Source organism: Micromonospora sp. NPDC005194 (assembly GCF_040608335.1).
GTDB lineage: Bacteria > Actinomycetota > Actinomycetes > Mycobacteriales > Micromonosporaceae > Micromonospora.
The window spans coordinates 104,530-115,371 of sequence record NZ_JBEXIA010000022.1 but is presented as its reverse complement, the minus strand read 5'-3'; the positions used below and the strand labels follow the sequence as shown (position 1 = coordinate 115,371).

14 protein-coding genes are annotated in these 10,842 nt (G+C 71.8%); 5 read left to right on the top strand and 9 right to left on the bottom strand.

Annotation, left to right across the window (positions count from 1 at the left end; all coding sequences use genetic code 11):
- Positions 1-90: 90 nt before the first annotated feature.
- The 3 genes from ABZU53_RS19915 to ABZU53_RS19905 all read right to left on the bottom strand — a co-directional run bounded on the left by ABZU53_RS19915 (position 91) and on the right by ABZU53_RS19905 (position 2,860).
- On the bottom strand, positions 91-1,266 hold the full coding sequence (locus ABZU53_RS19915) for a cysteine desulfurase family protein (RefSeq protein ID WP_354863262.1): 1,176 nt from the start codon (positions 1,264-1,266) through the stop codon (positions 91-93).
- Positions 1,267-1,373: 107 nt separating this feature from the next.
- Positions 1,374-2,033 carry a class F sortase gene (locus tag ABZU53_RS19910; RefSeq protein WP_355066975.1) on the bottom strand — a complete coding sequence of 220 codons (660 nt, stop codon included), beginning with the start codon at positions 2,031-2,033 and terminating at the stop codon, positions 1,374-1,376.
- On the bottom strand, positions 2,030-2,860 hold the full coding sequence (locus ABZU53_RS19905; RefSeq protein ID WP_355066974.1) for a DUF4397 domain-containing protein: 831 nt from the start codon (positions 2,858-2,860) through the stop codon (positions 2,030-2,032). Before ABZU53_RS19905 ends, ABZU53_RS19910 begins: the two co-directional genes overlap by 4 nt.
- 230 nt (positions 2,861-3,090) lie before the next feature.
- Here ABZU53_RS19905 and ABZU53_RS19900 point away from each other — a divergent pair, with 230 nt between their 5' ends.
- The gene (locus ABZU53_RS19900) at positions 3,091-3,693 is read left to right on the top strand and encodes a sigma-70 family RNA polymerase sigma factor (protein WP_355066973.1); all 603 of its coding nucleotides are present in this window, start codon (positions 3,091-3,093) and stop codon (positions 3,691-3,693) included.
- Positions 3,647-4,465 (top strand): anti-sigma factor, encoded by an 819-nt coding sequence (locus ABZU53_RS19895; protein ID WP_355066972.1) that lies wholly within the window; start codon positions 3,647-3,649, stop codon positions 4,463-4,465. Before ABZU53_RS19900 ends, ABZU53_RS19895 begins: the two co-directional genes overlap by 47 nt.
- A gap of 94 nt (positions 4,466-4,559) precedes the next feature.
- Here ABZU53_RS19895 and ABZU53_RS19890 read toward each other — a convergent pair whose 3' ends face one another.
- From ABZU53_RS19890 to ABZU53_RS19875, 4 genes are all read right to left on the bottom strand, one after another.
- Complete coding sequence (locus ABZU53_RS19890; RefSeq protein WP_354855214.1) at positions 4,560-5,519, bottom strand: electron transfer flavoprotein subunit alpha/FixB family protein; 960 nt, start codon at positions 5,517-5,519, stop codon at positions 4,560-4,562.
- A gap of 14 nt (positions 5,520-5,533) precedes the next feature.
- Positions 5,534-6,313: an electron transfer flavoprotein subunit beta/FixA family protein gene (locus ABZU53_RS19885; protein ID WP_344357351.1), complete on the bottom strand. Its 780-nt coding sequence runs from the start codon at positions 6,311-6,313 to the stop codon at positions 5,534-5,536.
- Positions 6,314-6,500: 187 nt separating this feature from the next.
- Positions 6,501-6,914 carry a hypothetical protein gene (locus ABZU53_RS19880; RefSeq protein WP_355066971.1) on the bottom strand — a complete coding sequence of 138 codons (414 nt, stop codon included), beginning with the start codon at positions 6,912-6,914 and terminating at the stop codon, positions 6,501-6,503.
- Positions 6,911-7,708, bottom strand: coding sequence for a GNAT family N-acetyltransferase (locus ABZU53_RS19875; protein ID WP_354855212.1), 798 nt, complete (start codon positions 7,706-7,708; stop codon positions 6,911-6,913). The genes ABZU53_RS19880 and ABZU53_RS19875 overlap by 4 nt, the downstream gene beginning before the upstream one ends.
- Positions 7,709-7,750: 42 nt before the next feature.
- Between ABZU53_RS19875 and ABZU53_RS19870 the strand changes: the two genes are divergently transcribed.
- Genes ABZU53_RS19870 through ABZU53_RS19860 form a run of 3 tightly spaced genes read left to right on the top strand, consistent with a single transcriptional unit; the run spans position 7,751 to position 8,889 of the window.
- Positions 7,751-8,143: a DUF202 domain-containing protein gene (locus ABZU53_RS19870; RefSeq protein ID WP_354855211.1), complete on the top strand. Its 393-nt coding sequence runs from the start codon at positions 7,751-7,753 to the stop codon at positions 8,141-8,143.
- The gene (locus ABZU53_RS19865; protein WP_355066970.1) at positions 8,140-8,445 is read left to right on the top strand and encodes a DUF202 domain-containing protein; all 306 of its coding nucleotides are present in this window, start codon (positions 8,140-8,142) and stop codon (positions 8,443-8,445) included. The genes ABZU53_RS19870 and ABZU53_RS19865 overlap by 4 nt, the downstream gene beginning before the upstream one ends.
- A 27-nt stretch (positions 8,446-8,472) precedes the next feature.
- Positions 8,473-8,889 carry a PLD nuclease N-terminal domain-containing protein gene (locus ABZU53_RS19860; RefSeq protein WP_355066969.1) on the top strand — a complete coding sequence of 139 codons (417 nt, stop codon included), beginning with the start codon at positions 8,473-8,475 and terminating at the stop codon, positions 8,887-8,889.
- Positions 8,890-8,913: 24 nt separating this feature from the next.
- Here ABZU53_RS19860 and ABZU53_RS19855 read toward each other — a convergent pair whose 3' ends face one another.
- Positions 8,914-9,723: an ABC transporter permease gene (locus ABZU53_RS19855; protein WP_355066968.1), complete on the bottom strand. Its 810-nt coding sequence runs from the start codon at positions 9,721-9,723 to the stop codon at positions 8,914-8,916.
- A complete protein-coding gene (locus tag ABZU53_RS19850) occupies positions 9,720-10,691 on the bottom strand; it encodes an ATP-binding cassette domain-containing protein (RefSeq protein ID WP_354855207.1) in 972 nt (323 codons plus the stop codon). The genes ABZU53_RS19855 and ABZU53_RS19850 overlap by 4 nt, the downstream gene beginning before the upstream one ends.
- Positions 10,692-10,842: the final 151 nt, after the last annotated feature.

Below are 10,842 nucleotides of genomic sequence, written 5' to 3'. Positions count from 1 at the left end.
AGTTATTGCCACGACACGCCGATGCGGTCGGCAATAACTTCATGATCGACGGGGTGGGGGCGGGGGCCGGCCGGGAGGGTGGGGGGTGGGTTAGCGGGGGGTGCGGGGGGCGGCGGCTCGGCGGGCGCGTTGCACCGCTGCTGGTAGGGCCGCGACGAGGGCGTCCACGTCGGCCTGGGTGCTGGTGTGGCCGAGGGTGAAACGCAGCGAGGAACGGGCGCGGTCGTCGTCGGCGCCCATCGCCAGCAGCACGTGCGAGGGCTGGGCCACCCCCGCCGAGCAGGCCGAACCCGTCGAGCAGGCGATGCCCTGGGCGTCCAGCAGGAGCAGCAGGGCGTCGCCCTCGCAGCCCGGGAAGGAGAAGTGCGCGTTGCCGGGCAGCCGGTCGGTCGGATCACCGTTGTAGATCACCTCGGGCACCGCCCGGCGGACCCGCTCGATCAGATCGTCGCGGAGCGCGGCCACCCGGGCCGCGTACTCCTGCTGACCCTTCACGGCGGTCTCGACGGCGACCGCGAAGGCGACGATGCCGGCGGTGTCCAGCGTGCCGGAACGGACGTCGCGTTCCTGGCCGCCGCCGTGCAGCAGGGGGACGGCCGCCACGTCCCGGCCGAGCAGCAGCGCGCCCACCCCGATCGGGCCGCCCAGCTTGTGCCCGGTGACGGTCAGCGCGGCGGCCCCGCTGGCGGCGAAGTCGACGGGCACCTGGCCGACGGCCTGGATGGCGTCGGTGTGGAAGGGCACGCCGTACTCGGCGGCGACGGCGGCCAGCTCGGCCACCGGCTGCACGGTGCCGACCTCGTTGTTGGCCCACATGGCGGTGACCAGGGCCACCCGGTCGGCGTACGCGGTCAGCTCGGCACGCAGGTCCTCCGGGTCGAGACGGCCCGTGGAGTCCACCGGCAGCCAGCCGACCTCGGCTCTCTCGTGCTCGACCAGCCAGTCGACCGAGTCCAGCACGGCGTGGTGCTCGACGGCGCTGGAGATCACCCGTCGGCGGTCGGGGCCGGCGCCCCGGCGGGCCCAGAAGATGCCCTTGACCGCGAGGTTGTCGCTCTCCGTGCCCCCACCGGTGAAGATCACCTCGGACGGCCGGGCGCCCAGTACCGCAGCCACCCGCTCGCGCGACTCCTCGACCCGACGACGGGCACGACGACCCGCCGCGTGCAGGGAGGACGCGTTGCCGACCTCGCGGGCGGTAGCGACGTACGCCTCCAGTGCCTCGTCGAGCATCGGAGTCGTCGCCGCGTGATCCAGGTAAGCCATCACCGTTCAGCGTACGGCCGAGTTGTCGGGGGCCGGAGGGCGGAGTGGGCTCCATGCGACGGTGCCGGGGTGGGATTCCCCCACCCCGGCACGTCGCGACCGCCCGGTCAGGCGGGCACCGCCGTGACGACGATGTTGTCGCGGTACTTGCGGGCCTTGGCGTCGAACGGCCCGCCGCAGGTGATCAGCGTCAGTCGCGGCTTGCCGTCGCGGGCGAAGTACCGCTCCAGCGGGATCTTGGTCTTGGCGTACTCCTCCCGGGCGACGACCCGGTACTTTCGCGCCTTGCCGTCGCTGCCGGTCGCGGTCAGGGTGTCGCCCTGGTCCAGCTCGCGCAGCCGGAAGAACGCCCCCCGGCCCTGCTTGGCGCTGTCCACGTGACCGGCGATGACCACCGAACCGGCGCCCGCCTCCAGGCCGGGGCCGTAGCGGTACCAGCCGATCTGATCGACGCTGGGCGGCACCTCGAACTCGTTGGTCCGCTTGTTGATGCCGACCGCGTTGACCGTGGCGGTGACGTCGATCCCGGGGATCACCAGCCGGACCGGAGGGACGACCCCGGCGCCGGCGGGCAGCTCGCCGGCGGTCACCGGCACCGACGGGTCGCCGCCGACGGCCGAGGGGGGCGCGCTGGCGGCCAGCGTGCTCGCCTCCTCGGCGCCGACGTTCTCGGCCGGCTGGGAGTTGCACGCCACCAGGGTGGCGACGGTGAGCGCGGCAACGCCGGCGGCCAGGGCCGCCAGCGCGCCGCGGTTGCGCACCGTCACTTGCGACCGGTCCGCGCGGTCGCCATCCGCACCCCACCACCAAGCAGCAGGAGTACGCCGGCACCGGTCAGCGCGTACCACCAGGTCTGCACGCCGGTGCCCGCCTGGCCGCCGTCACCGCTCGGCACGCCACCCGGGGCGGAGTGCAGGCCGGTGATCGTCTGGGCCACCACGTCGAGGGTCTTGTCCTCGGCGGAGCCGATCGCGTAGACGATCGTCGCGGTGCCCTCCTTGAGGTTGAGGTCCGCCGGGCCGATGGCCACGGTGTCGGTGCCGGCCAGCACCACGTCCGCCTTCACCGTGCCGGCGTCGACGTCGCCCTTGGCCTCCTTCGGGTTGGTCAGGCCCTTGAAGACCGGGGTGCCACCGGCACGCACGTCGACCGCCGGGGCGGCGGCGGTGTGCCGGACGATCAGCCGGGCCTTGCCGGCGTCGACCTTCGAGACGTCGTTCACGAACGGCGTGATCTTCGGCTTGCCTGCGGCGTCGAGGTGCGCGGCGAGGCTGATGTTCGCCCCGCCCGGCACCTCGGCGTTGTCGACCTTGAGGATCGCGCTGCCGATCGGCTCGCCCGGCTTGGTGAGGGCGATGTCGTACTCGCCCTCGGCCAGGTTCAGCGGGCCGGCCACGTCACCGGGCTTGAAGTTGTTGAGCGTCTTCTTGCCGTTGACGTAGACGTCGACCGGGGTGTCCGGGATGCCGTGCACGACCGAGACCTTCGAGGTGGCGGCGTACGCGGGGCTGGCGGTGAACGCGGCGACGCCGGCGAAGGCCAACGCGGCGACGGCGCCGCCCGCGGCGACCCGACGGAAGTACGAGAGCTGCATGTCTGCCTCCTGGTGATTGGTGCTGATTCGTCAGGCCTGGCTTGCAGAACGGGTTACGCCGGCTCCGCGACGGCTGGATGCGCCTTCGACGCGATTTCTTTTTCCGGCCACGACCGCATCCGGATCGGGCCCGGCGGACGAAGAGCTGGTGAGATGACATCGACCGGGAGAGTGGGGCGAGGGCTGTGGCAGCTACAGTCGGGTATGCCCCATCGAAGGCTGGACGCCCGATGACGGCGCTACCACAACAACCCGACCCACCGGTGGACGACCTCGCGCCCCGGTTCCGGTCCGGCGACGAGGTGGCGCTGCGCGAGGCGTACGACCGCTACGGCCGTGCCGTACTCCACCTGGCCACGTCCATGCTGGCCAACCGCGCCGACGCCGAGGACGTGACGCAGGCGACGTTCGTGGCCGCCTGGCTGGGAAGGGACACCTTCGATCCGGCCAAGGGGTCGTTGATCGGCTGGCTGCTCGGCATCGGCCGGCGCAAGGTGATCGACCGGATGCGGGCCACGGCGCGGGAGACCCGCGTGGTGGAGACGGTCCGGCAGTTGCCCGAGCCGGCACAGACGACGCCGGACCCGGACCGGGTGGTGGACCGGCTGGTCATCGCGGACGAGCTGGCACGCCTGCCCGACGACCAACGACGCATGCTGGAGTTGGCCTTCTACGACGACCTGACACACCAGCAGATAGCCACAGTGACCGGGGTGCCGCTGGGCACCGTGAAGAGTCACATCCGGCGCGGCATGGCGAGCTTGAAACGCAGATGGGAGGTGGACGGTGCAGCACCTGGAGCACGAGCGGCTGGTTTTTCTGGCGCTCGGTGAGAGCGATGCGGACAACGGGGAGAGCACCCATCTCGACACCTGCGGGCACTGCCGCACGGAGCTGACGGCCCTGCGGCAGGTGGCCGGGCTCGGCGTGGAGACGCAGAGCCTCGGTGACCTGCCCGACCCGCCGGAGCACATCTGGCAGGGCATCGCCGCCGAGATCAGGGCGGCCGAGGCCGTGCCGTCGCTGACCGAGGCCCGGCGGCAGCAGGCCGCCGAACAGGCGACGATCGGGCAACGGCCGAGCGGCTCGCCGGCCGGGCCTACGGCGTCGGGTGTCGCGGGCCCCGAATCGGGCGGCAGGTCACGGGCCAGGCGGCGTGCCGGTTGGTCGCGCTGGGCGGCCACCGCGGTGACCGCTGTCGCGGCGGCGGCGATCGGCGTGGTGGGCACGGTCTCGGTGCTGCGCCCGGACGAGCCGGCGCCCGCTCCGACGCCCGCGGTGCTGGCCAGCGCGCCCCTGGCTGCCTTCGGTTCGACGCCGAAGTCGGCCCAGGGTGACGCGCGGATTCTGCAGAACGGCCAACTGCATCTGCACGTCGCGAATCTCCCGCGCGTGCCGGGGTACTACGAGGTCTGGCTCATCAACCCGACGAACATGGAGATGTTCTCGATCGGCACCCTCGGTGGTGACTCGGACGCTCTGCTGCCCCTGCCTCCGAACGTCGACCTCAAGAGCTACTCGGTGGTCGACGTCTCCGCCGAGAAGTACGACAACAACACCCGCCACTCCGGCGACAGCCTGTTGAGAGGCACCCTGACGGGCTGATCGGCGGGCCGGCTCAGCTCCCCGGCCCGCCGATCAGCTCCCGACGAAAAAGTGGCCGCCCGGCGCCGGGCGGCCACTTTTCCTTGTCTCACGGTCACTTACGCTTGCGGATCTCCTCGGCGGCCTGCGGGACGATCTTGAACAGGTCGCCCACCACGCCGAAGTCGGCCAACTCGAAGATCGGGGCCTCGCCGTCCTTGTTGACAGCGACGATCGTCTTCGAGGTCTGCATGCCGGCCCGGTGCTGGATGGCGCCGGAGATGCCGAGCGCGACGTAGAGCTGCGGGGAGACCGTCTTGCCGGTCTGGCCCACCTGGAACTGGTGCGGGTAGAAGCCGGAGTCGACCGCCGCGCGGGACGCGCCGACGGCGCCGCCGAGCAGGTCGGCCAGCTCCTCCACCAGCTTGAAGTTGTCGGCGTTGCCGACACCACGGCCGCCGGAGACGACCACGCCGGCCTCGGTCAGCTCGGGGCGGGAGCCCTTCTGCTCGGCGACCCGCTCGACGACCTTGGCCAGCTTGTCGGTGTCGGTGACCGACACGGTGAGCTGCTCGATCGCCGGGCTCGCGGCGGCCGGGGCCGGGGTGACCGAGTTGGGCCGGACGGTGACCAGCGGCAGACCCTTGGTGACCTTGGACTTGACGATCGTGGAGCCGGCGAAGGCGACCTGGGTGGCGGTGCCGTCGGCGGCCAGGCCGACCACGTCGGTCAGGATGCCGTTGTCGAGCTTGACGGCGAGCCGGGCGGCGATCTCCTTGCCCTCCTGGGCGGACGCCAGCAGCACGGCGGCCGGCTGCACCCGCTTGACCAGCTCGGCCAGCACGGTGGCCTTGGGGGCCACCAGGTAGCCGTCGATCTCGTCACCCTCGGCGGCGTAGATCTTCTCCGCGCCGTACTCGCCCAGCTTGGCGCTCAGCGCCTCGGCTGCGCCGGCGCCACCGAGCACGACAGCGCTCGGGGTGCCCAGCTCACGGGCGAGGGTGAGCATCTCCAGGGTGACCTTCTTGACGCCGAATTCCTTGGTGGCTTCGACGACGACGAGAACCTCAGACATGTCCAGACCCGCTCTCACACGAACTTTTCGGTGGCGAGGAACTCGACCAGCTTGACGCCGCCCTCGCCCTCATCGGTGATCTTGGCGCCGCCGGAGCGCGGCGGACGCTTGGTGTGCTCGACGACGGCGCTGGTCGCACCGTCGAAGCCCACCTCGGTCGGTGCGACGCCGAGGTCGGCCAGGGAGAACGTCTGCACCGGCTTCTTCTTGGCCGCCATGATGCCCTTGAACGAGGGGTAGCGCGGCTCGTTGATGGTGTCCCACACGGAGACCACGGCCGGGGTGGAGGCGGTGACGACCTCGTAGCCCTCCTCGGTCTGCCGCTCGACGGTCAGCGTGGCGCCGTCGACGGTGAGCTTGCGGGCGCCGGTGAGCGCCGCGACGCCCAGCCGCTCGGCGATCATGTGCGGCATGACCTGCACCCGGCCGTCGGTGGACTCGGCGCCGCAGATCACCAGGTCGGCGTTCAGCTGACCGAGGGCGGCGGCGAGCACCTTCGAGGTGGCCACGGCGCAGGAACCGTGCAGGGCGTCGTCCACCACATGCACGGCCTTGTCCGGGCCCATGGAGAGCGCCTTGCGGATCGACTCGGTCGCCCGGTCCGGACCCATGGTCAGGATGGTGACCTCGCCACCGTGCGCCTCCTTGATCTTCAGCGCCTCCTCGATGGCGTACTCGTCCATCTCGTTGATCACGTTGTTCGCCGAACCGCGGTCGACGGTGTTGTCGTCATTGCGCAGGTTGCGGTCCGCGCCCGAATCAGGCACCTGCTTGACGAGTACGACGATGTTCATCGCGCTTCGACGACCCTCCTGTGTGGTGTTGCGATTGGCTCGCCCGGTTGGGCCGCAGCCTCGCGCGTCGGTCGACGCCTGGTCAACCGCGGGCTGCTGTGCAGTTGCCCACGGCGCAATGTTACCTGCCAGTAGGTTGCGGCTACCGGGCACACAGAGTGACACAGCTCACCGACAGGCAGCGCGGTCAGGCCGGGTCGGCCAGCGCACCCCGGATCTGGTCGATGGCGGCGGCCTCCGCCGGGGCCACCCCGTCGTGCGCGCGGGCCACCCGGTCCGCCGCGGTCAACACCACCGAGCGGTACGCCTCGACGTCGGCCGGCGACTTCTCCCGCAGGATCCGCACCGCGCGGCCGAGCGCCGGCAACACCACCGACTCGATCTCCAGCTGGGAGTCCCGGGGCAGCCGGGGCAGCGGACCGGTGGTCAGCGCCTCCTTGACCACGCCACTCGCGTCGGCCAGCGCGCCGGAGGCGGCCACGCTCTCCCGGATCACGCCCAGCATCCCCGGGTCGGCGTTCGAGACCAGGAAGACCGCACCGAAGGCGCCCGTCTTGAGGGTCAGGCGCTCCTCGTCCGTCAACCGCTGCTCCATGATCACGGAGTGTAGACGTACGGGGTGGTGGTGGTGACCGGGACGAGGCCGAGCCGCTCCAGGATCGGCCGGCTGTCCTCGGAACAGTCGACCTGCAGCAGCGTCCGGCCTCGCTGGTCGGCCAGCCGGGCCCGGTAGGTGACCAGCGCCCGGTAGATGCCCCGGTGACGCCACTGCGGCAGGGTCGAGCCACCCCACAGGGTGGCGAAGCCGGTCTTCGCCGGGAAGCGCACCCAGCCGGCGCTCACCACCGTGCCGTCCGCCTCCGCCACCACGATGGTGATCGAGTGCGGGTCGGCGTCGATCTCCTTGGCCAGACCCCACACGAGGTGCGAGCGATCCTCCTGCCAGACCTCCTCCTCCATGGCGGCGATCCGCTCCAGGTCGGCGCGCGCGGTCACCTCACGAAGGCGTACCCCCTCGGGGATGACGGGCAGCGCGGCGGCCAGCGGCGCGACCGGCCCGACCACGACGGTCTCCCGGTCCTCCGGCACGAAGCCGGCGGCGCGCAGCCGGTCCGCCAGGTCCGCCGGTTCGTCGTGCCCGTTGAGCTTCCACTCGACCGACTGGCCGCGCTCGCGGAACAGCGCCACCTGCCGGGCGATCAGCTCGTCCAGCGCGTCGCCGGTCAACCCGCCCAGGTCGCGGTAGGTGAGGAACCCCCCGGCGTCGAGCCCGATGATCCGGACCAGCGGCCCGTCCCGCTCCACCGTCACCCCCGCCGGAACCGGGTCGGGGATATCCGGGCGGAGCTGGTTGTCGTAGGCGGTGCGCAGCGTGGTCACATCAAGATCCGTCACCACACCAGGCTAAGGCCCCGGGGAAGTGGATAATCTCCCAGCATGTGGGAGGTGATCAGGCGATGGTTCGACCCGGCCGAGGCGCGCGCCGTCGGTGAGACACCGGACTACCGGTTCTCGCTGGCCAACGAGCGAACCTTCCTGGCCTGGCTACGCACCAGCCTGGCGCTCGTCGGTGGCGGGCTGGCCGCCGCGCAGTTCCTGCCGCAGCTGCCGATGAGCCACCTGCGGGAGGTCATCGCGGTCGCGCTGCTGCTGCTCGGCGGCGCCGTCGCGATCCGCGCGGTGGACCACTGGGCGCGTACCGAACGGGCCATCCGGCTCGGCCAGGAGCTGCCCGCCTCCCGCTTCCCCGCCGTCCTCGCCCTCGCCGTGGGCGCCGGCGCGGTGCTGCTGGTCATCGCGGTGCTGGCGCGCGCGATCGGCGGACGGTGAGCGCCGGACGCGATCCCGGGCTGCAACCGGAGCGGACCCGGCTGGCCTGGCGGCGCACCCTGCTGACGCTGACCGTGGTGACCGCGCTCGCCGTCCGGTTGGCGTCGAACGGCGGCCCGTTCGGAGCGCTGATCGCCGGTGCGGCCGTCCTGGTCTGGGGCGGCGTGCTCGTGCTCTGCTGGCCCCGCGGCACCGGCACGGGGGCGGCCCGCACCGGCGGCCGGACGTTGCCGCTGGTCGCGCTGGGCACCGTCGGGCTCGCGCTGCTCGGCGTGCTGGCGACGGTTCGCGGACTGTGGTGACGCGACGCGGTGCGCCATGATGGGTGCATGGCCCGGCTGTACGTTCTCCTCTTCCTGGTGCAGATTGTCCTCGCCGTCTGCGCGCTGATCAGTTGCCTCTCCGCCGAGGAGGGTCAGATCCGCGCCCTGCCTCGGATCGCCTGGGTGCTGATCATCCTGTTCTTCCCCCTGGTCGGGTCGATCGCCTGGTTCGTCGCCGGCCGGGAGCCCGACCCCGCGGCCCGCAGGGCGTGGCCGGCCGGCGGCGGCTCCACCGAACGGCAGCCGCGCCGCCCGCTCGCTCCCGACGACGACCCGGAGTTCCTCCGCTCCGTGCAGGACCGCGCGCGTCAGCAGGACCAGGAACTCTTCCGTCGCTGGGAGGAGGACCTGCGCCGGCGGGAGGACGACCTGCGCCGCCGCGACGGTGAGCCGCCCCGTGAGGGTGACCGGCCGGAGGTGTGAGACGCGGCCCGGCCGGTACGCCACTCAGACTCGGCGCCTGAGGCCGCGTACGGCCAGCGGCGCGAAGATCACCGCGATGCCGGCGCCCCACAGCAGCGTCTGGAGCACCGGGCCGGCCACCGGCCCGCCGACCAGCAGACCCCGCAGCGCGTCGGCCACCACGGTCACCGGGTTGACCTCCACCCAGTTCTGCAACCAGCCCGGCATCCGGTCGGTCGGTACGAAGATGTTGCTGGTGAAGGTCAGCGGGAAGATCACCATGAAGCCGAAGATCTGCACCTTGTCCGGTTCGCTCACCAGCACCCCGACCAGCACCGAGATCCAGGACGCGGCCAGCGTGAACGCCAGCAGCAGCGCGAACGCCCCCACCACGCCGAGTACGCCGTTGCCGACCCGGAAGCCGAGGATCGACCCGACGCCGAGCAGCAGCGCGATCGACCACGCCTGCTTGACGGTGTCGGCGAGGATCCGGCCGGCCAGCGGCGCCCACCGGGCGATGGGCAGCGCCCGCAGCCGGTCGAAGACGCCCTTGGTGAGGTCGTTGTTCAGCCCGAACCCCGTCGTCATCGTGGCGAAGAGCGCGTTCTGCACCATGATGCCGGGCAGCATGAAGGTGAGGTACTCGCCGGACGAGCCGGCGATGGCCGTGCCGAAGACGTAGGTGAACAGCAGCACGAACATCACCGGCTGGATGCTCAGGTCGAGCAGCTCCATCGGGTTGTGTTTGATCTGCACCAGGCTGCGCCAGGCCAGCGTGAAGGTGTGCCGCAGCCCGGCGGCGACGCTGAGTCGACGGGTCGGGGCGAGCGCGGGGCTGAGGGTCACGGCGCTCATGCCGGGGTCCTTTCCAGGTCGGTGTCGGCCGGGGCGTCCTCGGCCCGGTGGCCGGTGAGGGAGAGGAAGACCTCGTCCAGGCTCGCGCCGCGCAGCGCCAGCTCGGCGACCGGGATCTCGGCCGCGTCGAGGCGGCCCACCATGACGGGCAGCACGCGAGGGTCGTTCACCGCGACGGTGACCGCGCTCTGCGCGACCTCGGGGGTCACCCCGGCCACCTCGCCGGCGATGGCGACCACGGTGCCGAGATCGGCGACGTCGGCCGGGCGCACGGTGAGGGTCTGCCCGCCGATCTTCGCCTTCAGCTCCTCCGGCGTGCCCTGGGCGATCACCCGCCCGTGGTCGACCACGGCGATCTCGCCGGCGAGCTGGTCGGCCTCCTCCAGATACTGGGTGGTGAGCAGCACCGTCACCCCGTCCGCGACCAACGTGCGGACGATGTCCCACAGGTCGTTGCGGCTGCGCGGGTCCAGGCCCGTGGTCGGCTCGTCGAGGAACAGCACCTGCGGCCGGCCGACCAGGCTGGCGGCGAGGTCCAGTCGCCGCCGCATCCCGCCGGAGAACGTCTTCACGGCCCGATCGGCAGCATCGCTGAGCCCGAAGTCGTCGAGCAGTTGCCGGGCCCGCCGCTTGGCGTCGGCCCGGCTGAGACCGAGCAACCGCCCGATCAGCAGCAGATTCTCCGCGCCGGTCAGGGTCTCGTCGACCGAGGCGTACTGGCCGGTGAGGCCGATCAGCTGACGCACACGGTGGGCGTCGCGGACCACGTCGAAGCCGCCCACCGTGGCATGTCCCTCGTCGGCGCGCAGCAGGGTGGCGAGCACCCGTACCGCAGTGGTCTTGCCGGCGCCGTTCGGCCCGAGCAGACCGAAGACCGTCCCTGTCGGGACCGCCAGGTCAACTCCGGCGAGGGCGGTGGTGGCGCCGAAACGCCGCACCAGACCCTCGGCGCGGATCGCGTGGTCCATCGCAACTCCTGTCGTCTGCGGGTGATGACACCACCATGGGCGACAGGTCTGACATCCCGCCGTTCCCGCGCTGACGTTACGTCGACCGACGCTGACATTCCGCGTATTTAACTGCGGGAAGACGCCGCACCGCCGCCGCCCGCGAGGGGCG

Bases quoted from the DNA above. Each gene is read 5' to 3' on its own strand.
- ABZU53_RS19915 (WP_354863262.1), bottom strand. From the start codon at position 1,266: ATGGCTTACCTGGATCACGCGGCGACGACTCCGATGCTCGACGAGGCA.
- ABZU53_RS19905 (WP_355066974.1), bottom strand. From the start codon at position 2,860: ATGCAGCTCTCGTACTTCCGTCGGGTCGCCGCGGGCGGCGCCGTCGCC.
- ABZU53_RS19900 (WP_355066973.1), top strand. From the start codon at position 3,091: ATGACGGCGCTACCACAACAACCCGACCCACCGGTGGACGACCTCGCG.
- ABZU53_RS19890 (WP_354855214.1), bottom strand. From the start codon at position 5,519: ATGTCTGAGGTTCTCGTCGTCGTCGAAGCCACCAAGGAATTCGGCGTC.
- ABZU53_RS19885 (WP_344357351.1), bottom strand. From the start codon at position 6,313: ATGAACATCGTCGTACTCGTCAAGCAGGTGCCTGATTCGGGCGCGGAC.
- ABZU53_RS19870 (WP_354855211.1), top strand. From the start codon at position 7,751: ATGTGGGAGGTGATCAGGCGATGGTTCGACCCGGCCGAGGCGCGCGCC.
- ABZU53_RS19860 (WP_355066969.1), top strand. From the start codon at position 8,473: ATGGCCCGGCTGTACGTTCTCCTCTTCCTGGTGCAGATTGTCCTCGCC.
- ABZU53_RS19855 (WP_355066968.1), bottom strand. From the start codon at position 9,723: ATGAGCGCCGTGACCCTCAGCCCCGCGCTCGCCCCGACCCGTCGACTC.
- ABZU53_RS19850 (WP_354855207.1), bottom strand. From the start codon at position 10,691: ATGGACCACGCGATCCGCGCCGAGGGTCTGGTGCGGCGTTTCGGCGCC.